The sequence below is a fragment of the Paenibacillus doosanensis genome, from assembly GCF_025060755.1.
In the GTDB taxonomy this organism is placed as follows: domain Bacteria; phylum Bacillota; class Bacilli; order Paenibacillales; family NBRC-103111; genus Paenibacillus_S; species Paenibacillus_S doosanensis.
Map to the genome: position 1 here is coordinate 63,693 of NZ_JANYUY010000020.1, position 19,781 is coordinate 83,473.

General features: G+C 53.8%; 22 protein-coding genes and 1 pseudogene. 5 read left to right on the top strand and 18 right to left on the bottom strand.

Features of this window, described 5'->3' with window-relative positions:
* Window positions 1–6 precede the first annotated feature (6 nt).
* From spoIIIAB to N0M98_RS15870, 3 genes are all read right to left on the bottom strand, one after another.
* Window positions 7–525 (bottom strand): stage III sporulation protein SpoIIIAB, encoded by a 519-nt coding sequence (gene spoIIIAB / locus N0M98_RS15860; protein ID WP_259618513.1) that lies wholly within the window; start codon window positions 523–525, stop codon window positions 7–9.
* A complete protein-coding gene (gene spoIIIAA, locus N0M98_RS15865) occupies window positions 519–1,631 on the bottom strand; it encodes a stage III sporulation protein AA (RefSeq protein ID WP_249864255.1) in 1,113 nt (370 codons plus the stop codon). The genes spoIIIAB and spoIIIAA overlap by 7 nt, the downstream gene beginning before the upstream one ends.
* A 70-nt stretch (window positions 1,632–1,701) precedes the next feature.
* Window positions 1,702–1,968: a YqhV family protein gene (locus tag N0M98_RS15870; protein ID WP_249864256.1), complete on the bottom strand. Its 267-nt coding sequence runs from the start codon at window positions 1,966–1,968 to the stop codon at window positions 1,702–1,704.
* 175 nt (window positions 1,969–2,143) lie between these two features.
* On the opposite strand from N0M98_RS15870, the gene comA reads away from it, so the two are divergent.
* The 3 genes from comA to N0M98_RS15885 all read left to right on the top strand — a co-directional run bounded on the left by comA (window position 2,144) and on the right by N0M98_RS15885 (window position 4,310).
* The gene (gene comA, locus N0M98_RS15875) at window positions 2,144–2,980 is read left to right on the top strand and encodes a phosphosulfolactate synthase (protein WP_259618514.1); all 837 of its coding nucleotides are present in this window, start codon (window positions 2,144–2,146) and stop codon (window positions 2,978–2,980) included.
* Window positions 2,981–3,019: 39 nt separating this feature from the next.
* Window positions 3,020–3,757 (top strand): 2-phosphosulfolactate phosphatase, encoded by a 738-nt coding sequence (locus N0M98_RS15880; protein WP_259618515.1) that lies wholly within the window; start codon window positions 3,020–3,022, stop codon window positions 3,755–3,757.
* A gap of 88 nt (window positions 3,758–3,845) precedes the next feature.
* A complete protein-coding gene (locus N0M98_RS15885; protein WP_249864259.1) occupies window positions 3,846–4,310 on the top strand; it encodes a DUF441 domain-containing protein in 465 nt (154 codons plus the stop codon).
* Window positions 4,311–4,348: 38 nt separating this feature from the next.
* On the opposite strand, the gene N0M98_RS15890 is transcribed toward N0M98_RS15885, so the two are convergent.
* The 8 genes from N0M98_RS15890 to N0M98_RS15925 form a co-directional block, all read right to left on the bottom strand.
* Window positions 4,349–5,605 (bottom strand): aspartate kinase, encoded by a 1,257-nt coding sequence (locus N0M98_RS15890; protein ID WP_249864260.1) that lies wholly within the window; start codon window positions 5,603–5,605, stop codon window positions 4,349–4,351.
* A gap of 87 nt (window positions 5,606–5,692) precedes the next feature.
* Window positions 5,693–6,268 carry a histidine phosphatase family protein gene (locus tag N0M98_RS15895; RefSeq protein ID WP_249864261.1) on the bottom strand — a complete coding sequence of 192 codons (576 nt, stop codon included), beginning with the start codon at window positions 6,266–6,268 and terminating at the stop codon, window positions 5,693–5,695.
* 31 nt (window positions 6,269–6,299) lie between these two features.
* Complete coding sequence (locus N0M98_RS15900) at window positions 6,300–6,761, bottom strand: VanZ family protein (RefSeq protein ID WP_259618516.1); 462 nt, start codon at window positions 6,759–6,761, stop codon at window positions 6,300–6,302.
* A gap of 91 nt (window positions 6,762–6,852) precedes the next feature.
* Window positions 6,853–7,485: a histidine phosphatase family protein gene (locus tag N0M98_RS15905; RefSeq protein ID WP_249864263.1), complete on the bottom strand. Its 633-nt coding sequence runs from the start codon at window positions 7,483–7,485 to the stop codon at window positions 6,853–6,855.
* A gap of 338 nt (window positions 7,486–7,823) precedes the next feature.
* Window positions 7,824–8,381: an elongation factor P gene (efp, locus tag N0M98_RS15910; protein ID WP_249864264.1), complete on the bottom strand. Its 558-nt coding sequence runs from the start codon at window positions 8,379–8,381 to the stop codon at window positions 7,824–7,826.
* Window positions 8,382–8,417: 36 nt separating this feature from the next.
* A complete protein-coding gene (locus tag N0M98_RS15915; protein ID WP_249864265.1) occupies window positions 8,418–9,491 on the bottom strand; it encodes a M24 family metallopeptidase in 1,074 nt (357 codons plus the stop codon).
* 2 nt (window positions 9,492–9,493) lie between these two features.
* Window positions 9,494–9,940, bottom strand: coding sequence for a type II 3-dehydroquinate dehydratase (aroQ, locus tag N0M98_RS15920; RefSeq protein WP_249864266.1), 447 nt, complete (start codon window positions 9,938–9,940; stop codon window positions 9,494–9,496).
* A gap of 102 nt (window positions 9,941–10,042) precedes the next feature.
* Window positions 10,043–10,546, bottom strand: a complete 504-nt coding sequence (locus N0M98_RS15925) for a YqhR family membrane protein (protein ID WP_249864267.1) — start codon at window positions 10,544–10,546, stop codon at window positions 10,043–10,045.
* A 263-nt stretch (window positions 10,547–10,809) separates the two neighbouring features.
* On the opposite strand from N0M98_RS15925, the gene N0M98_RS15930 reads away from it, so the two are divergent.
* Window positions 10,810–11,691, top strand: a complete 882-nt coding sequence (locus N0M98_RS15930; protein ID WP_259618534.1) for a DUF1385 domain-containing protein — start codon at window positions 10,810–10,812, stop codon at window positions 11,689–11,691.
* 24 nt (window positions 11,692–11,715) lie between these two features.
* Entirely contained in the window at window positions 11,716–11,988 is a 273-nt protein-coding gene (locus N0M98_RS15935) for a hypothetical protein (RefSeq protein ID WP_259618517.1), read from the top strand.
* A 48-nt stretch (window positions 11,989–12,036) separates the two neighbouring features.
* On the opposite strand, the gene N0M98_RS15940 is transcribed toward N0M98_RS15935, so the two are convergent.
* From N0M98_RS15940 to spoVAC, 7 genes and pseudogenes are all read right to left on the bottom strand, one after another.
* Complete coding sequence (locus N0M98_RS15940) at window positions 12,037–13,011, bottom strand: patatin-like phospholipase family protein (RefSeq protein WP_259618518.1); 975 nt, start codon at window positions 13,009–13,011, stop codon at window positions 12,037–12,039.
* A 194-nt stretch (window positions 13,012–13,205) separates the two neighbouring features.
* Entirely contained in the window at window positions 13,206–15,431 is a 2,226-nt protein-coding gene (locus N0M98_RS15945) for a transglutaminase TgpA family protein (RefSeq protein ID WP_249864270.1), read from the bottom strand.
* Window positions 15,428–16,675, bottom strand: coding sequence for a DUF58 domain-containing protein (locus N0M98_RS15950; RefSeq protein WP_249864271.1), 1,248 nt, complete (start codon window positions 16,673–16,675; stop codon window positions 15,428–15,430). Before N0M98_RS15950 ends, N0M98_RS15945 begins: the two co-directional genes overlap by 4 nt.
* A 2-nt stretch (window positions 16,676–16,677) precedes the next feature.
* Window positions 16,678–17,658: pseudogene (locus tag N0M98_RS15955) on the bottom strand (AAA family ATPase); the annotation flags it as partial.
* A gap of 255 nt (window positions 17,659–17,913) precedes the next feature.
* The gene (gene spoVAE, locus N0M98_RS15960) at window positions 17,914–18,264 is read right to left on the bottom strand and encodes a stage V sporulation protein AE (RefSeq protein ID WP_249866198.1); all 351 of its coding nucleotides are present in this window, start codon (window positions 18,262–18,264) and stop codon (window positions 17,914–17,916) included.
* A 14-nt stretch (window positions 18,265–18,278) separates the two neighbouring features.
* Window positions 18,279–19,289: a stage V sporulation protein AD gene (spoVAD, locus tag N0M98_RS15965; protein WP_249864273.1), complete on the bottom strand. Its 1,011-nt coding sequence runs from the start codon at window positions 19,287–19,289 to the stop codon at window positions 18,279–18,281.
* Between the two features lie 5 nt (window positions 19,290–19,294).
* Window positions 19,295–19,768 carry a stage V sporulation protein AC gene (spoVAC, locus tag N0M98_RS15970; RefSeq protein ID WP_259618519.1) on the bottom strand — a complete coding sequence of 158 codons (474 nt, stop codon included), beginning with the start codon at window positions 19,766–19,768 and terminating at the stop codon, window positions 19,295–19,297.
* Between the last annotated feature and the right edge of the window lie 13 nt (window positions 19,769–19,781).

Sequence of the window (19,781 nt, forward strand, 5' to 3'; positions counted from 1 at the left end):
TGCAGACTAATACATCAAAATAACGATCAAAGCGCCCATTAACAGCCCCAGACTCCTCCACATGCTCTCGTAACGCTTGCGTTCCTCCTGAGCGCCTTCCAGCTCCCCTTGAAGCTGCTGCAGCGCAAGCCGGAGATGCTTCACCTGATCCCCGCTATCCGACAAACCGAGCGTAAATCCCAGTTGGCGGACGATCTCCTGCTCGCCGCCTTTCATGGACGTATTCCTCCAATGCTCGGCGATCGCATGCTGCCATATATGCTGAACCGACCGGCCGTTCGCCTGAGCCAGCTCCTCGGCGGCGCTGCGGAAGACGGCGTTCACAGGCTGCGGGCAAGTCGCCTCGACCTTCCTTAGCGCCTCTTCCAAAGGCGTATGGCCGTAGACGATCTCGGTCTCCAGCCGCTGCAGGGAACGGATCATATCGGCGATTTGCTTCGGCCTCCGGGAATACTGCTGCGCCTGATAAAATCCGAACAGCGTTCCCGCCAGCAAAATCATCATCGCCCCAAGCAGCTTCAGCATGATGTTCCCTCCCTCCCTTTCATGGACGGACTCTGCACGTACAAGCTGCCGTTCCTCGTCCAATCGAGGGGCGCCTCCTTGCCGGGCGCCGGCCCGCTGCCGGTTTTCTCCCTCCCGCCGGCGCCGCTGCGAACGGATTCCGGATGAGTCAGCTTCGCTCCAGAGGCGTCATAGACGCCCTCCAGCGTTCCCGGTTCCCCGGATCTCGCCAGCACGACGATGCGGGTAAACACCTCTTCCTGCAGCAGCTCCTTAAGCACGGGACGCTTCCGAACATCGGCAAGGTGAAGACCGTGCGCCGTCGCGATCACGCGAATGCCGGCATGAATCGCTTCGTGGATGGCCGCTGCGTCCTCCGCCCGCCCGATCTCATCGACAATCAAAATTTCCGGCGACATCGAACGGATCATCATCATCATCCCTTCCGCCTTCGGGCATGCGTCCAGCACATCGGTACGCGGTCCCAGCTCGAATCGGGGAACGCCTTTGTCGCAAGCGGCGATTTCGGAGCGTTCATCGACGATGCCTACCTTGAACCCCCGCTCCAGCCAGCGGTTCGAAGGGTCTGAAGGTCCGCTGCTGATCATTCTGGCAAGATCCCGAATCAGCGTCGTCTTGCCCTTCTGCGGAGGCGATACGACCAGCGTATGGTGGACGCTTCGGCCAGTCCGGTCGACCAAATAAGGAAGCGTCTTTTCCGCGGCTCCTTTCCTTTCGCTCGCAACGCGGATATTGAAGCTGCTGACTTCCTTCAGATGCTTGACCTTTCCTTGCTCAAGCACCGCCCTGCCGGCCAGTCCGATCCGGTGGCCGCCTTGTACTGTAATGTAGCCGCGGCGCAGTTCTTCGTCGAAGGTATAGAGCGAATGCTGCGTGAGCATCTCAAGCAGGGTAGCGCAATCTTCCCGGGTCGGCTTGTAAGCGAGATCCGGATCGACGCATAACCCCGAAGCCTCAGCGACAAAGCTGTAATGCTGTCCCCATACAATTTCCAGCGGCCGCGCTTCGCGAACCCGGATCTCTTGTATTTGCTGTATCACCTGATTTGGTAGAGTTGCTAGTCTTTGGCGCAGAGGGACAGAAAAAAGCCGGAGAAGCGAATGCATACCTTTCATCCCCCCAAGCTGTCCATCTTTAATAATTATGTGTATGCTTGGCCGACTTAAATATGACTGTTTACTTCTTCAATATTCCTATAAAAATGCAGCTGACGCCGACCAGCACCCACAGCATTTTGCCGTAGGACAGCTTCTCCGCCATCCCTATCAGCCCGAGCGTCGTCGTCGTCAACAGAACGAACGGACCGACCATGGCCAATCCCGTATTGACCAGCAGCGCTTTGTCAATTTGATTCAGCCGAAGCATGATCAGCGCCGCTATAATCTCGATGCTTCCCGAAAGCAGCCGCAGACTCGCCATACTTAGCACAATTTTGTTGATCATCGTTCTCCCCCAGTTTCCTCCGAATATAGTCGCCGGCGCTAGTTCACGCTCAGCTTCTCTATCAATCTATGCAAGCTCGTCTCATTTTAGGCATCATGGGCACACCCCTAAATTAAATTGCATATGATGACCTAGTAATGGAAACCAAAAATTGTTAACAGCGAGGCGATAGGACATGGAGGTAACGTCACATCTCAAGTGGCATCCCCTGCTCAGCGATCCGACAGGCAAACGAACCGAAAAACCGAGAATCTGCGGCAAAACGATGATCATTGACAAAGGCATGGGCATTTACGCGCTAGATGATATGCTTCAAACTGCCGGAGCTTATGTAGATATGTTGAAATTCGGTTTCGGCACTTCACCGCTCTATACGACAAAGCTGCTCAGACAAAAAATTGAGTTGGCCAAAGAACACGATATCCTGGTTTATCCCGGAGGTACGTTCCTCGAAATCGCCATACGGCAAGGCGCGGTTGACGATTTTTTCGACATGGCCGCTTTTTTGGGATTCAACGGACTGGAAATATCCGACGGAACGATCGAAGTCGATCGGAGCTTGCGCAGCGAACTGATTGACCGGGCTTGTCAATCCGGCTACACCGTCATTACGGAGTATGGAAAAAAATGCTGGGGATCGTCGATCGAGATTGATGAACTGATCGAAACGGTTGTGATCGATGCACAGATGGGAGCCAGCCTGATTACGATTGAGGGAAGGGAATCGGGAAAAGGCGTCGGAATTTACGACGAGAACGGAGATTGCAAGGACAAGGAAATTGAGCAGGTGCTAAAGCAGGTTCCGAGCAAGCACTTGCTGCTGTGGGAAGCTCCGAATAAAGACCAGCAGGTGCATCTGCTGAATTCCCTTGGCACAGATATTAATCTGGGCAATATTTTACCTGCGGATATTATCTCATTAGAGGCGCTGAGGAGAGGTCTGCGCTCGGATACGTTCCATCTCGGGCAAACCAATACCCGCGATGACGGCAGCGGCAACTGGGAAATTTAAACGGTTGCTGGCGCAAAAAAAACCTTAGGAGGCATCCAAGTGGAAATATTAGTCATACCCAGCGTCAACGAGGCAAGAGCCGATGACCTGGTGAACAAAACCGTCATCGTCATCGACGTCCTTCGGGCGACAAGCACGATGCTGACGGCGTTGACCCATGGCTGCGCAGCCATTTACCCGGTAGAGACGGTCCTCCAAGCTAAGCATCTGCATCAGTCCGGCTGGCTGCTGGGCGGAGAACGCGCTTGCCGGAAAATCCCCGGATTCGATCTCGGCAACTCGCCTCTCGAATATACGGATGCGCGGATTGCGGGCCAGACGATCGTCATGACGACGACCAACGGCACCCGCGCCATCCAGAAAGCGCATAAGGCGTCGGCGATCCTCGCCGGCTCGCTGCTGAACGGCAAAGCCTGCGCCGCGGAAGCCGCCGCGCTCAACAAGGACATTGTCATCCTTTGCTCGGGCACGCAGGATGTATTCGCTTTGGAGGACGGCGTCTGCGCCGGCCTGATCGTAGAGGAGCTCGCCCGAATGGCCGGCTCTTCCGGCATCGAATGCGATATATGCGATTTCGGGCTTAGCATGCAATATGCTTATAAACAAGTGCAATCCGACCTGACGCAGGCTTTGCTTCATTGCTCCAACGGCAGAAGGCTGAGCAAGCTCGGCTTCCGGGAAGATGTCGTCTACTGCTCGCAGGCCAACACGATTTCGCTCGTGCCGGTCGTACGCGAAGGCAAATTGCTCGCGACTTCTCTCTCCCGGCTCTCCTAATGCAAGGCGAAGGCGGCAAAGCCGGGTTCTAAATTCGGCTCCTACTCATACACTAAAAAAAGAAATCTATGAGACAAGGAGTCCTACGATGAACGGTGACATCCTTCTGGTAGTCCTCATCATTATCGGCTTGCTCGGACGCTCGCATATTATTACGACCGCCGCCTGCGTCCTGCTTATTGTGAAGCTGATCCATCTTGACCGCTATTTGCCTACGATCGAGCGCAGAGGCTTGGAGCTGGGGCTTTTGTTTTTGACGATGGGCGTACTTGTCCCTTTCGCCAGCGAACGGATCACGTTCAAGGACGTCACCAGCATGTTTACGACCTGGCCCGGCATTCTTGCGCTGCTGGGCGGAGCTATTGCAACCTACATGAACGGTAAAGGCCTCGAGCTATTAAAAATAGACCCACAATTAATTGTGGGTCTTGTCATCGGTTCTATCTTTGGGATTATCTTCCTGAAAGGAATTCCTGTCGGCCCTCTGATGGCCGCGGGAATTACAGCCTTTTTGTTTAAGCTGTTTACGCTTGTGTTCGATAAGCTGAAATAAGAACGGTTTATATGACGCTCGGAAGCAGGGAACGACGATTAGCGTCTTTCCGCAGGGCCGCCGACGAATGCCTGCGAATCGGTGTCCAAGCCGTAAGCCGTATGCAGCGCTTGAATCACTTCGTTCAAACGGCTGTTATCGATGACGCAGGACGTTTTAATTTCGGACGTGCTCACCATGTTGATGCTCAATCCGAGGTCGGAGATGGCTTCGAACATTTTGGCGGCTACTCCCGGAGTGCTGACCATCCCTGCACCGACGATGGATACTTTGACCAGATTTTCCTGCGACGATACTTCGCGGAAGCCGACTTCGTCGCGGATGCCTTGAATAACTTCAAGCGCTCTTTCTTTATCGCTCAATGAAACGGTGAAGGAGAAATCGGCCAGCCCGTTCATGACGCCGCTTTGGACGATAATATCCACATCAATTTGCTCTTTGGCCAGAGCCGTAAATACTTTGGCCAGTTGGCCCACTTTTTCCTCGACTCCGAGGATACTGATTCTTGCCACATTTTTATCGCTTGCAATGCCGCGAACTACGATTCCTTGCTCCATCGCCGCTTCCTCCTTCACATTCGTACCTTCATTATGGTTAAAGCTGGATCTTACGACCAGCGGCACATTATAATTTTTGGCGTATTCGACGGCTCTCGGGTGGAGCACGGCGGCGCCCAGATTAGCCAATTCCAGCATTTCGTCATAAGTGATCTCAGGGAGCTTACGCGCACATTTGACAATGCGCGGATCGGTCGAATAAATACCGTCGACGTCGGTAAAAATTTCGCATACGTCCGCTTGAACGGCTGCAGCCAAAGCAACGGCAGTCGTATCGGAGCCTCCGCGGCCGAGCGTCGTAATCTCGCCTTCCTCCGTCATCCCTTGGAACCCGGCAACGATAACGACATTTCCTTGCTCCAGCGCCTTGAGTATGCGGTCAGGCTGAATATCGGAAATTCTCGCTTTGCCGTGAACCGCCTCCGTATACATCCCGGCCTGCCAGCCGGTAAAGGATACCGCAGGTTGTCCCAGGCTTTGGATCGCCATCGACAATAAAGCTACGGATACTTGTTCGCCGGTGGAAAGCAGCATATCCATCTCGCGCGCTGGCGGTGTAATCGTACAAATTTGCTTAGACAAGTCTATCAAATCATCCGTAGTATCTCCCATGGCAGAAACGACAACGACACACTTATTGCCTTCCCGCTGTCTCTCTACTACCCGATTGGCTACGCGCTTCATCCGTTCCGCGTCACCAACGGAACTGCCGCCGAATTTCATCACAATAAGAGACAAAGCTGTTCACTCCCTACCGAAACTTTTGCATAACAATGTATCATTATACCATAAGAATGTCTATCATTGAAGTAGAAAAATGTCGAATCATACCGATACGGGAAACCACTCCGCCTCGCTCAGCATATCGATTCGAGTAAGGGTACGACCGGTAATATACTGCATATAAGAAGCTATCGTCCCGTCGTGGGAGACGACGTACACCTTTTCTTTGCCGAGACGCTTGCACCATATCAAAAACTGCTGAGCCCAAGTCTCGAACAAGACGATCGGCAGCGTATTGACGCCCTGCAGCCAAATATAATCGGGAACATCGGGAGGCAGCAGGAAATCCGCAAATTCCGCAGCGATCCGTTCGCGATCCATCGTCCTGTCGCAGACGAGCGTCTGAAAATCGTATTTGAGAGGAAATTGTCTCGGCCCTACGGACGGATGCGCAAAGCGGCTTGCCGACGAATCCCCGCACCAAATTGCGGCGGTTTGCAGCGTCCTCCTTGTCGGGCTTGCAATGACCGCGTCGTCAATAGTAAGCGGCAGCCGCTCCCTCAGTTCCGCAGCCTGCCTCCGGCCCGATTCCGTCAATCCCGGATCATTCACCTGATAGCTTTGCGGGATGTTCTGCGTATGCTCCCCCTGACCATGACGAACGAACACAATGTCCATCTTCCGCCACCTCGCATCTTGTTGTTGTATATCATTGTATGCTTCTGCGGCCCGTCTTACATCCCATCGCCGCGACAAACAATGCAAATCCAAGCAAGCCCCCGAGCACATTGAGCAAAATATCGTCGACATCGAAGCTGCCGACTTTAAAGACGAACTGCAGCGTTTCGACCGCAAGAAGCAGCCAGAACAGCAGCTTGGCGACAGCCAGCCAGCGGTTAAACGAAGGGAACAGCCAGGGGATGAAAAATCCGAACGGCACGAAAGCCGCCACGTTGCCGAACACATTGATGATCCAAATATCCAAATCATAATGCCGGAAATAGACGAAATAGCTCCATACGGTTTTGAACGGAACGATATTGTACGAGCGTTCCGTTCGGCCCGAGCGGGAAAATCCGAAGAACAACAGATAAATGATAAACAGCGTATAGCTTGAGAAAATAACCCAAGCCGCCGCCCGGACAAGCTGCCTTGGCCGATATGTATTCACGAAGCTCCCTCCTCCGCAGGAAAGAAGCGGATGCCGACGATCTTATCGCCGCAGGACCGATGCGCCGTCTTCTCGCCTGCCGCCAGTCCGATCATAGCTTAAGCTCCCGGTAATGCGACGTATCCCCGTGAAGCTCGATGCATTCTTTGCCGTCTTGAATCACGACTTTGCATAATGCGGTCGGCTCCAATATCGGAGGGCTCCATAGCTCGGCTAGCGGCCTTCCTTCGAAGTAGGCCATCAGCAGCTTCAAGGTAATCGCGTGGGTAACGATTAGAATTTGCTCGCCCAGATGAGAAGCGGCCGCCTCCTTGATCCACGGAATCACTCTATCATAAAGCTCATAGAACGATTCCCCTTGATTCGCAGGCTGATATAAATGCGGTTCGTTCCAAAACATCCGGTACGCTTCGGGGTCTTTCTCGCGGATATAGCTTCCGGTCTTCCCTTCCCATTCTCCCAGGCGAATCTCTCTCAGCGCATCCTGCGCAATAATGGCAGTCTGCCTGCTGCCGCGGATGACTTCCGCCGTCGCAACTGTCCTTTTACTGGAGCTGGAATAGATGGCATCAAAAGGAACCGTCCGCAGCGCATCGCCGAGACAGGCCGCTTGAAACACGCCGAGGGGCGTTAACGGAGAATCGCTGTGCCCTTGCATTCGCTTCTCTACGTTCCACTCCGTCTCCCCATGTCTCGTTAAGTACATCGTCGTCTTCTTTTCCATTATAGGGATTACCCTCTCTTAAAAACCTATATTTTCCAAATATAACATTTTGCAAGTTGCCTTGTAAACGTTTAAATGAAGAACGAACAAATCCCCCAAAAGTGACGTGATGCTCTGAAGCTTATTCCGTCCGCAGCCAGCCTCAGCTGGATCGGCGTCTAACCATTCCTCTGGGATCGTTCTATGGGTAGACATTAACTTTCGGGGGAGCCCACGGATATCCACAGGATATGGCTGCGCATCATTTCCTAAACAACAAAAAAAGCCCCTGCACGGGGCCGCCGGACAAAACGGATCGTCTGTCTTTATGGCTTAGCAGGAGCTTGTACCGCATTGGCTTAGGCGCGGGAGATATATTTACCCTCGCGCGAATCGATCAGGAGCATATCGCCTTCGTTGATGAACAAAGGAACTTGAACGTTCAAGCCGGTTTCCAGCTTCGCGTTCTTCGTTGCGCCGGTAGCCGTGTTGCCTTTGATGCCTGGCTCGGTTTCCACGACCTTCAGCTCGATGCTGTTAGGCAGGTTGATGCCGAGAATTTCGCCTTGGTAGCTCATGATGTGGATCATCATGTTTTCTTTGAGGAAGTTCAGCTCCCATTCCAATTGTTTGGCAGGCAAGCTGAATTGATCGTAAGTTTCGGTATCCATGAACGTATGGTCTTGACCGCTGGCATACAAATATTGCATTTCACGGTTTTCGATATGTGCGCGGCCTACGTTTTCGCCTGCGCGGAACGTACGTTCAACAGTGTTGCCGTTACGCAAGTTTTTCAGCTTGGAGCGTACGAAAGCGGCGCCTTTACCCGGTTTGACGTGTTGGAAATCGATTACAGTGAACAAGTCGCCGTCCACTTCGATAGTTAAGCCTGTCTTAAAATCGTTTACTGATACCACGTAAAAAAACCTCCCTAAAAATGTGAGCAGTTGTTGTTAATCAAGGACAATGAAGTCTTTGCTTGATTTCGTTAATATTTTAATTCCGGTGTCTGTAATGACGATGTCGTCCTCGATCCGAACCCCGCCAAAGCCTGGCAAGTAAATACCGGGCTCTACCGTTACAGTCATGCCGGGCGTTAAAACCGTATTCCCTTGCTTGGACAGCCGCGGCGCTTCATGGATCTCCATCCCGAGCCCATGGCCGGTGCCATGTCCGAAGTGGTCGCCGTATCCATAGCGGGCGATGATGTCTCTGGCGATCGCATCGGCTTCCTTTCCTGTCATCCCCGGCTTGATTTTATCCAGAGTTTCCAGTTGGGCTTCCAGCACGATGTTGTAAATTTCCTTATGTTTATCTGTCGGTTTTCCCAATACGACGGTTCTCGTAATATCGGAGCAATACCTATTATAATAAGCGCCGTAGTCCAATTTGACAAATTCATTCGTCTGAAGGATGCGGTCGCTTGCTTTGCCATGCGGCAGCGCGGACCGTTCTCCCGAAGCTACGATCGTCTCAAACGAAGTCGAAGCGGCCCCGTTCCTGCGGACGAACATTTCGATTTCGAGCGCAATATCGGCTTCCTTGGCTCCCGGCTTCAAATAGCCCAAAATATGCGTAAACGTGCGGTCGGCCAGATCAGCCGCCTCCTGCATAACGGCAATTTCCGCTTCGTCCTTGATCATTCTCAGCTGCTCGACCAAACCTTCCGTCGCCGCCAGCTCGATGCCGGCGAGCGCCTTGGCGGTGCCGAGATAAGCCCCATAGGTCATATCGTTTTGCTCAAAGCCGACTTTGCCGATTCCTTGCTTGGTTAGCAGCTCCTTGACGGTATCCATCGGATTCGGGGCATGCTCTACGACTTCATAGCCCGCTGCCTGCGCCGGAGCCTGCGTCATATAGCGGAAATCGGTGAGCAAATACGCTTTGGCCTCCGAGATCAGCACGACGCCGGAAGAGCCTGTGAAGCCCGTCATATACATACGGTTCGTCGCATTCGTAATGAGCAGCGCCTGCAGTCCTTGCTGCTGCAACAGCGCGCGCAGCCGTTCAATCCGTGCTTGCTGCATGATCATCCCTCCAAAGCATTCAGATGGCTTACTATGGCGCGCAGGCCCAGTTCATAGCTCTCAACGCCCAGGCCGGCGATTTGCCCTACAGCTACGGGAGCGATCACCGAAACATGGCGAAACGCTTCTCTCTTGTGAATGTTCGATATATGTACTTCAATAGTCGGAATCTGAACGGTGCTGATCGCATCGCGAATCGCGTAGCTGTAATGCGTAAACGCGCCCGGATTCATCACAATGCCGTCTTTGACCGAATAGGCTTCATGGATCTTGTCGATCAGAGCGCCTTCATGATTCGATTGGTAGCATTCCAGCTCCACACCCAGCTCACCGGCCAGCTTGAACAATCGTTGTTCAATCGAGTGCAGCGATACGGAGCCGTAAACCCCGGGTTCGCGGATGCCGAGCATGTTCAAATTCGGACCGTTCAATACCAATATTTGTTTCAAGACGGTCCCTCCATCACCAGTTTACATGCTGTGCCAAAGAACGCACCCGATTATTTTACCATAACTTTCTTCTGTTTGAGAACTGTTTTTTGCAGGAATCGGTTACTCCGGCGCAGGATCGGCGTTCCCGCCGGCGACAGGCTCTCTCTTATGCTCGCTTGTAAATTCCAAAGAGATGCTGTAGCCGATGAACAACCCCCATACGATAAACAGGCAGAAATCGGTAATAATCGTGTTCCAATCCAGATAGGCGATCCAGTTCATCATCCCCGTAACGGGGCCGATCAGCAGAAAAATAAGCATCCACCATATCGCTCCGTACGCGACTCCGGCCCACGGGCCGTTCGCTTTGGCCAAAAGCAGCGTATACACCAGCGAGGCGAAGATCGAGAACAAAATGAAAATGAGCCAGCCCAGCAGATAGCCCTGAAAACTGAGCAAAAACGACCGTTTGAAAAAAGGCTCCACTAAAAATCCCGGAGGCAGGCTTGTAAAATGCAAATAATGTTCGAGCATTTTCACCGCTCCCCAAATAAGACCCGCAAACAATCCGATATATACTGCAAACGACCATCGGTTCGTACGGCGTTCACCATTATTGTCCATACTGGTTCCTCCTAAAATCAGTTTGCGAATAAGCGCCTAGATGCCCTGAGAAGCGTTAAGCCGACAATTTTCCGCATCTTATCGGCCGCATACCGTTAGTATATGCAAATATTTGTCCCCTAAACGGTGGCATTCTCTCCTTGAATCCGATACAATAATGTAAGAATCCATTTTATCCTTAGCAGAAGAAGGTGTACTCGTTGTCGCAACCAAAAGAACAGCCATGCGCAATTTACGGCGGTCAAGCCGTGATCGAAGGGGTCATGTTTGGTGGCCAAAGCGTGAACGTTACGGCCGTCCGCCGAAAAGATAATTCGATTGACTTTTTTGAAGTGCCCAAAACCGAGATCGGCTGGGTAAGAACGCTTAAAAAAATTCCGTTTGTCCGCGGCATCGTCGGCATTGTCGAAGCGAGCGCCAAAGGAGCGCAGCATCTGAACTTTTCGGCGGAAGCTTTTGCCGAGGAGGAAGGCGAAGGCGCGGCGCCCAAGGAAGAGAAGAAGGAATCCGTAGCAGGCCGCATTTCCATGATTCTCGGCGTCGCCGTCGTCGGGATTTTGTCCTTCTTGTTCGGCAAATTCGTGTTTACGCTCGTTCCCCCGGCTATCGAGCAGCTGTTGTTCGCCAAAGCGTTCCAAAATCAGATCGGACACAACCTGCTGGAAGGCCTTATCAAAATTATTTTGCTGGTCGGCTACATTTACTTCATTTCGCTCACGCCGATGATCAAACGATTGTTTCAATATCACGGAGCGGAGCATAAAGTCATCAGCGCCTACGAAGCGGGCGTGGAGCTTACGGTGGAAAACGTGCAGAAGTTCAGCACGCTGCATTACCGCTGCGGCAGCAGCTTTATCGTCTTTACGGTGCTGGTCGGCGTCATCATCTATTCCTTGTTCACCTACGACTCCTTTCTGGAGCGGATCGTACAGCGCATCATTCTGCTCCCTGTCGTCATCGGAGTTTCCTACGAGCTGCTGCGTTTCACGAACAGCCTGCGCGAAGTGCCCGTGCTCCGTTATCTTGGATACCCGGGGCTGTGGCTTCAGATGCTGACGACCAAGCAGCCGGATAACTCGATGGTGGAAGTATCGATCGCTTCTTTTAACCGGATGAGGGAATTAGACGAACAAGCAAGAGCATAATATGGATCAAAAGGAGGAGCAGCGATGAAACAGCGATATTCCATTGCCACCTATGTTATCTTAGGGTTAGCCTTGATCGGGGTCGCCTCTAAAGCGTTGACGCTCATCATACCGATTCTGGTATTCGGCGTTATCTTCCTGTTGTATAAATATCCGCCAAGCCGTTGGCGCAAACCCGCATTCACCGGCAAAGGAGGAGCGGGCGGACGCAGCAAGGACCGGCGCACCCGCAATGCTACCTTCCGCGTCATCGACGGCAACAAAGGGAGTTCGGACGAACCGCCCAAATATCATTAGACGGCAAAAAACCGGCGACAGATCGCCGGTTTTTTCTTGCGCGCCGGATCAGCTCTGCGGCTTGCGCAGCACATGCTCCATGTAGCCTTGCTTGTAATCGTTCAATTTCCACTTATTGAAGAAATGATCGCCCGCCCGCTTGCCGGCTTCATAGAGCTCCAGACTTTTTTCGTTGCTGATATCGAAATCGGTCACACTGACGCCAAGCGTCGGTATTTTAATCGTTCTGAACCGATTCGCGTCTTCGATATATCGTTCGTCGTGCGCCTCCATCATCGTGGAGAACAGTGCCTTGAACATCGTCAGCGGTCCGACGATCGTGTTCGGCTGCCCGCTCCCTCTGCCGACCAGTTGAAATCCGATCGTCGGAACAAGCTGCTCGATGGCCGAGCTGTTCTCTTGATCGAATATCCAAAGCGGAAAATTGCTGAGCAGCCCGCCGTCGACGATATAAGCGAATTGGTCGGCGAAAGCCTCTTTCTTCCTGCGCTTGTCGGGAGCTTTGCGGATAATGACCGGATCGAAGAAATACGGGATGCTCGTGCTCATTCTGACCGCTTTGGAGACGAGAAGCTGCTTAGGGTCGATGCCGTATTGAGCGATGTCGTCAGGCAGCACCAGCAGCCTTCGGTCGGATATATCGGAAGCGATAATACGCAGCTGGTTCCACTTAAGATCCCCGAACGTCCTGATTCCTTTGGCAAGAAGCAGCTGATGAATCCAATGCTCAAGCGCTTCTCCGGAGTAGAGCCCTTTCTTGAGAAACAATCGGGCCAGCGGCCCGATCACTTTCGTATTGAATATGGGCGCACGCTGCATAAAAGCGCTGAACGGAGTGGCGATAATAACCTTCTTCATTTCCTCGGCCGTATAGCCCGCAGCGACCAGAGAAGCTACGATGGCACCCGACGACGTCCCCGCCACCTGATGGAAGGTCAACCCCCTTTGCTCCGCAGATTGAACGGCCCCGGCCAAAGCAATGCCCTTCACCCCGCCGCCTTCGAACACCGCATTGATTTTCACCAGCATCCCTTCTCCCGCCGTAATGTCCGCTGCTCATTTCTTCTACAGGAAATGTATGCGCCCCAGGATTGTACCTATGCCATCCATCCTCATCCTGCGGAGCGGGTTTGAAGTCTTCCTTTTCTCTTTCTTCGGCATAAGAGAAAGAGACCTATGCCGCAAAAGGCATAAGTCTCTTTTGATTGAAAAGGATATTAAAATTGCGAGCGCAGCTTCTCGACGATAGCTGCCGTGCTCTGCCAATCTTGCTCGGTTATTTCCGCGTTGCTGTACTTGGCTTTCTCGAATGTGCCTAACACCTGCTCAAGGTCCGCCTTCATCCATTTGCTTTGCTGCGACCAGCGTCCGATCGCTTCGCGCAGCGTTTCATGCTCATGACGGACGTAGCCGTTGCGCTTGCATATTCGAATCAGCCTTTCGCATTCTATAATTACTTTTTGCTTCAGCAATGACGCCCGGCGTCGCTCCAGCTTCTCATGCAGCAGCTCGGCGACTTGCAGCTTTTTCAGCACGAAGGCGGCGGCCGCCGCGGCCAGCAGCACAATACCGGAGATCACGGCTTTCAGACCGTGCCGCTCCAGCACCGTCGGTTCGGGAGCGGCAGGCGCAGCCTCGGGAACCGCAGAGGTATCGAAGGTAATCTCTTCTTGAGGCACGGCGCGCGGAAGCAGGAAACCGCTTGTCGGCTCGAACGGAATCCAGCCCCAGCCGCTAAAGTAGACCTCGACCCACGAATGCGCATCGGCATTGCGCACGGTGTACACACCGGCCGCGTCGGGGTCCGTCATCTCCGGTTCCCCGAACATGCCGAACATTTCGTCATAGGAGGCCGATTGCCCTGACGCGTAGCCTTTCACCCAACGGGTCGGCAGACCGACGGAACGGGAGAGAACGGCCATCGCCGAAGAGTAATAATCGCAGTACCCTTCTTTAATCTCGAACAAAAAGCGATCGACGAAATCGCGGCTTTTTCCTTTGGTCAAGTCCGGCTTGTTCGTATAAGGATAAGTAGTGCGCAAATACTGCTCGATCGCCTTCGCCTTATCGTACGGATCGGCCGCATCCTTCGTAATATCCGCCGCCAACTGGCGAACGCGGGCCGGCAAATGATCGGGAAGCTGCAAATATTCCGCCAAATCCGTCCGGTTCGCGGCCTCGGGAGCCTGCCGTAAGCCTTCCTCATCAATAACCGGCATCTGAGAGACGACGGTATAGGTTTTGGGATAAGCCTGGCTCATCTGTTGATTGATTCTAATCTCCGACTGGGAAGGAGCCCATAAGAGAGATTCGAAACCCGTCTTGCCGCCGTTCATTTCCTCGACCTTCTGAATGTCGAACGCCCCGAACAGCACGGGATATTTATCCTCGGATAAAATACTGACGACCTGCTTCACTTCAATCGTCTTTAGCTTGCTTCCGGCTTTGCGCGGATCGGGACTCAGCGTGTTGTCCGCCCGCACGGAAGTCGTCAGCGACCGTCTATCGGAATCACCGGGCTCCCAGCCCTTGCCGGTATACAAGGAGCGAGTCTCCCCCCGCCAATAACTGCGATGCGTCGTATCGACCGTCATAACAGGGGTGTAATCGAACTGGAAGCCGCTTCCGAGCGCTGCATCGCTGCGGCTGTAGCCCGAAGACGTATCGCTCGCGGAGACGGCTACCTCCACGCCCTTCCCCGTCGTGAAATTGACCGCTTCGCCCCGGTATGCGCGCCATGCCGTATACGGGTCCGTAACCATCGGGCCTACCTCGGGCATAATGGCGCCGACGACTACCGTCATACTAATGAGCAGGATGACCGGAACGGCAATCGATGCCGGATAATCGGCCAAGTAGCTCCAAGCGGTCGGATCTTTTTGGCGCATCGACTGGAAATGGCATAAGATCAGCAGAAACAAGCCGCATCCGACCGTCATCGCCACCTGCGGCCATAAGTAGACGCTGGAGAACGAATCCCGGATACACATGGCGACGACGCTGGCGACCAGCAGCACATAGACCCGCCATTTAGCCGCAACCCACCAGATTAGCGTTAAGTAAGCCGCCCACGCCGCCAAGCCGAACCATAAATACGGAGTCAAATTGTATAAATTAAGAAATAATTTCGATGAGAAGAAGCTCGACAGTTTCATTTTCTCGATAACGCCGTATTCATGCAGCACCTGAACGTGAACCGCAATAACCGCGATAAGCTGAATCAGGCCGCGAATCGCCCAATGAAGACGGGTCACATGCTCGACAACACAAATGATCAATAGTACCAGTTCAACGACGACAACGGTTTCCGGAAGCCATAAATGATCTTCTTTGGCAAACCAGAACACAAACTGCAGCATAAACAACCCGACTAACAATACGGTTAACCGATGAGGCCAATTGCTCCACAGCGCGCGCCGCCACCAAGACATCGATTCGTTCATCCGCTTCGACCTCCTAACAAAGAGGACAGCTCATGCAGCGATTGAATCGCGTAACCGGCGATTCCCCGGGATTGCAGCTGCTTAAGCCACCGCTCCTTCTTATCCGGCTCCGAACAGAGCCAAAGATGGCATGGATTGAGCTGAAGCTGCTTAAGCCAGTTGCAGATTTGCAGCATCGATTCGCCGTACGCCGGCGTGATAAGAGCGACAAAGCTGCCCGGAACGAGGTTCTGCGCTTTCTCCCGGAGCACCTGCTTCAACGCGTGGACGCCGTCCGCTTCGACATGAATAAAATGCTGCTGCACCGCCTTCTGCTGGTTGCCGCCCGACTTGGGCTCAAAGTAAATGTCATCCGCTCCGGTCGACAGAAGGCCGAGAGCCAGACTGCGGGCTGCGCCGTATTGAAAAAGCGACGCCGCCACCGATACCGCCAGCTCGAACGTTTCGGGATCGCCGTACGCCTTGCGCTCCCGGTCGAGCACGAGAAAAGTTTTGGGCAGCGATTCCCGCTCGAACTCCTTCGATTTCCACGTGCCGGTCTTGGCCGTCGCATTCCAGTGAATCCTGGACAGCCTGTCGCCGTAAATGTATTCGCGGACGCCGTTGATCTGCGTCGTCTCGCGGACGGCGCGCGTCGTCGTGGAATGATGATTGGTGCCTTTCATCATCTGATGAAATTGCTGCCATTCGCGGATCGCTACCGTCTTCGGCAGTACGACGATGTTATACGGCAAGTTCAAAGTGCCGCTATGCTCGAACAAACCGAATACGTCCTCCGTCACGCATTCCGTCACCCCGAACGTATAGGAGCCCCTCCGAAGAGCGGGCGTCCGGTATTCCCATTCGCCGCGGCGGCGCCAGTCGGGCACGATCGTGGCTTCGAATTCAAGCTCGCTGCCGTTGCGGTGATACAGCCGATCTTTGACGAAAATATACGGCATCGGCCAAAAGCCGGGAATTTGCAAGTGAATCGTTACGCCGAGCGTGCTGCCCGCTTCCAGCGCGCCTCCGTGGTCGATGCTGCCGAGCGTCCGCGCCCCTTGCGTGCGCTTGATGCCGCTCCATTGGCCGAGCAGCAAATACAGACTCAGCACGCTCATGATCACAAAGAGCATCAGGGCCAGCTTGCCGCCTTGAAACAGCAAGAACCCGAGACTGCCGAAGAAGCTGATCAGCACGGCCCAAAACTGCTTGCTGAACCGCGGGCGTTCCGTCCATTTTTGCACGAATGATTCTCTCATCATGCTCATTTCTCCAATCGGATCGGCACTCGCACCTGTTGAAACACCGATTGCAGGACGGAATGCACCGACGCCCCGTCCATACGCGCCTCGGCATGCAGCAAAATCCGGTGTCCCAGTACAAAAGGCGCCAAATATTTAATATCGTCGGGGATGACATAATCCCGCTCCTGAAGCAGCGCGTACGCCTTGGACGCCTGTACCAGCGCCAGCGTAGCCCGCGGACTGGCGCCCAGGAATATCGCCGGATGCTCTCTCGTCTGCCTTATGATCGACACGAGATAGGAGGCTACGGCATCATCCATATGAACCAGTCTGGCCCGCTGCTGGATAGCTCCTATTTCTTCGACGCCCGCAACAGGCTGGAGCTGCTCGATCGGGTGAACGACGCTCTGCGACATAATCATCTTCGTTTCCGTAGCTTCGTCCGGATAGCCGAGGCTGAATTTCATCATGAAGCGGTCGAGCTGCGCCTCCGGCAGCATGTAAGTGCCTTCAAAGTCGATCGGATTCTGGGTCGCCAGCATGAGAAACGGCTGAGGCAGCTCATAAGTATTGCCGTCTACCGTAATATGGCCTTCTTCCATAGCTTCCAGCAGCGCGGATTGCGTCTTGGTCGTCGCCCGGTTGATCTCGTCGGCAAGCAAAATATTCGTCATAATCGGGCCCGGCCGGAAAATAAATACCTCGTCTCTCGGATGATATATGGAAACCCCCGTAATATCGGTCGGGAGTAAATCAGGATTGCACTGGATACGGCGGAACTGCCCGCGGATCGATTTGGCAAGCGATTTGATCAGAACCGTTTTTCCCGTTCCGGGAACGTCCTCAAGAAGAACATGGCCTCCGGCCAGCATGGCCGTTAACAGAAGCTTGATTTCATCCGTTTTGCCAAGGATGCAAGATTCCAAATTCGCTTGAATGCGTTTAATAATCTGTATATCTTCTCTTACGGTAGGCTCCATGATCCTGATCCTCCTCGGGGTAGTTTTAACTTTTCTATAGCAGCAGTTGGAAAGCCCTTATTCTATTTTACAAGATTCAAATTTGGGCGTATACATGCAAAAATGCTAAATTTATTTGTAAAATTACACATTTTGGCATATTATCTGTCATATTCTCGCTGCCATAGCAAAAAGCCCCAAGGATCGTCTCCTTGAGGCTTGGATAGACAAACTTATTATTTTATACGCGACATTCTTCAGAAGGTTGCAGCGGCAGCTTCCCGGGAAGGCCAAGGCTCAGCCCTTCGGCCTGCACACCAAGGCTGCAAGAAACGAGAAGATGATCGCCGCCGAAATTCCCGCGCTGGTTACCTCGAAAATTCCCGTAATGATCCCGATGGGCCCGTGGGTTTTAAGCTCCTGCATCGCCCCGTGAACGAGCGAATTGCCGAAGCTCGTAATCGGCACGGTCGCCCCGGCTCCCGCGAACTTGATGAACGGTTCGTACAGGCCTACGCCGTCGAGCACCGCTCCGGCTACGACCAGCGTACTCATCGTATGGGCCGGCGTCAGCTTGCCCACATCCATCAGCAGCTGGCCGATGACGCAGATCGCGCCGCCGATGACAAAAGCCCACACAAAATGCATAAACGTATCCATGGTCACTCCCCGCTTTCTATAGCTACGGCGTGGGCGATACATGGGATGCTCTCCCCTTGCTGGAACGACAGCGGGGATAGCAGGGCCCCCGTCGCTACGACCAGCACCTTCTTCAGCTCGCCTTTGCGCAGCTTCTTCATAATATGTCCGTACGTAACGACGGCCGAGCAGCCGCAGCCGCTGCCTCCGGCCATGACCGCCTGCTTGTCGACATCGTAAACCATCAGCCCGCAGTCTTTGTATGTCGTTTGGTTCATCGGCACTTTATGCTTGTCCAGCAGCTCGTTGGCTATGTCGTATCCGACCTTGGCCAAGTCGCCCGTGACAATGAGATCGTAATAGCCCGGCTCGCGGTGAAAATCGCGAAAATGCGCCTGCAGCGTGTCGACGGCGGCGGGAGCCATCGCGGCGCCCATATTGAACGGGTCCTTGATCCCCATATCCACCACCTTGCCGATGGTCGCTCCAGTGACAACCGGTCCGTCGCCATGTCTGGCAAGCACCGCCGCCCCGGCTCCGGTCACCGTATACTGGGCCGTCGGCGGCTTCTGCGAGCCGTATTCCGTCGGGTAACGGAACTGCTTCTCCGACGTGCAATTGTGGCTGCAGGTTCCGGTCATCGCATATTTGGCGGAGCCCGAATCGACGATCATCGAGGCGACCGCCAGCCCTTCCATCGATGTCGAGCAGGCGCCGAAGATGCCGATATAAGGGATGCTCATCGTTCTCGCCGCGAACGTATTGCTAATAATTTGGTTCATCAGGTCGCCGCCGACATAGAACTGAACCTGCTCCTTCGTAAGCCCGGCATTTTCCACCGCCAGCTTGCCGGCCTCCTCCATCAGCCGCCGCTCCGCTTTCTCCCAGCTATCTTGTCCGAGCGTCAGATCGCCGTGCACGATGTCGAAATCGTTGACGAGCGGACCTTCGCTTTCATCCGGTCCCACTACCGTTGCCGTCGCCTGAATGACCGGCTTGTTGCGAAATATCCAGCTTTGATGTCCCTGCAGCATACTCGTTACCTCCCCATTCCAAACAGCAGATGGATGATGCCGATAACGAACGCGGCTACGGTGCCGAAGACGATGACCGAGCCGGCCAGCTTGAACATATTCGCGCCGACGCCGAGCACGATACCCTCGCTCTTATGTTCCAGCGCGGCCGAGCACATCGAGTTGGCGAAGCCGGTAACGGGAACGGCCGAGCCGGCTCCGGCCCATTGGGCTATTTTGTCGTACACCCCAAAGCAGGTCAGCACCACCGATATGAAAATAAGAACCGCCACGGTCGGATTGCCGGCGGTTTTCTCCGTAAAGCCAAAGACGCGCATGAACAATTCCATGAAGCCTTGTCCGATCAGGCAAATCAATCCCCCGACCAAAAAAGCTCTCAAGCAGTTTTTGACGACGGGTCTTGCCGGTTCCTTCCGTTTGGCCAGCGCCTGATATTCTTGCTGCGTCCACGTTAATTTTTGCTTCGCTTTCGTAGCCATAGCTCTTCTTCCT

Bases quoted from the DNA above. Each gene is read 5' to 3' on its own strand.
- spoIIIAB (WP_259618513.1), bottom strand. From the start codon at position 525: ATGCTGAAGCTGCTTGGGGCGATGATGATTTTGCTGGCGGGAACGCTG.
- spoIIIAA (WP_249864255.1), bottom strand. From the start codon at position 1,631: ATGCATTCGCTTCTCCGGCTTTTTTCTGTCCCTCTGCGCCAAAGACTA.
- N0M98_RS15870 (WP_249864256.1), bottom strand. From the start codon at position 1,968: ATGATCAACAAAATTGTGCTAAGTATGGCGAGTCTGCGGCTGCTTTCG.
- comA (WP_259618514.1), top strand. From the start codon at position 2,144: ATGGAGGTAACGTCACATCTCAAGTGGCATCCCCTGCTCAGCGATCCG.
- N0M98_RS15885 (WP_249864259.1), top strand. From the start codon at position 3,846: ATGAACGGTGACATCCTTCTGGTAGTCCTCATCATTATCGGCTTGCTC.
- N0M98_RS15895 (WP_249864261.1), bottom strand. From the start codon at position 6,268: ATGGACATTGTGTTCGTTCGTCATGGTCAGGGGGAGCATACGCAGAAC.
- N0M98_RS15905 (WP_249864263.1), bottom strand. From the start codon at position 7,485: ATGGAAAAGAAGACGACGATGTACTTAACGAGACATGGGGAGACGGAG.
- N0M98_RS15915 (WP_249864265.1), bottom strand. From the start codon at position 9,491: ATGCAGCAAGCACGGATTGAACGGCTGCGCGCGCTGTTGCAGCAGCAA.
- N0M98_RS15925 (WP_249864267.1), bottom strand. From the start codon at position 10,546: ATGGACAATAATGGTGAACGCCGTACGAACCGATGGTCGTTTGCAGTA.
- N0M98_RS15930 (WP_259618534.1), top strand. From the start codon at position 10,810: ATGTTTGGTGGCCAAAGCGTGAACGTTACGGCCGTCCGCCGAAAAGAT.
- N0M98_RS15935 (WP_259618517.1), top strand. From the start codon at position 11,716: ATGAAACAGCGATATTCCATTGCCACCTATGTTATCTTAGGGTTAGCC.
- N0M98_RS15945 (WP_249864270.1), bottom strand. From the start codon at position 15,431: ATGAACGAATCGATGTCTTGGTGGCGGCGCGCGCTGTGGAGCAATTGG.
- N0M98_RS15950 (WP_249864271.1), bottom strand. From the start codon at position 16,675: ATGATGAGAGAATCATTCGTGCAAAAATGGACGGAACGCCCGCGGTTC.
- spoVAE (WP_249866198.1), bottom strand. From the start codon at position 18,264: ATGCATTTTGTGTGGGCTTTTGTCATCGGCGGCGCGATCTGCGTCATC.
- spoVAD (WP_249864273.1), bottom strand. From the start codon at position 19,289: ATGCTGCAGGGACATCAAAGCTGGATATTTCGCAACAAGCCGGTCATT.
- spoVAC (WP_259618519.1), bottom strand. From the start codon at position 19,768: ATGGCTACGAAAGCGAAGCAAAAATTAACGTGGACGCAGCAAGAATAT.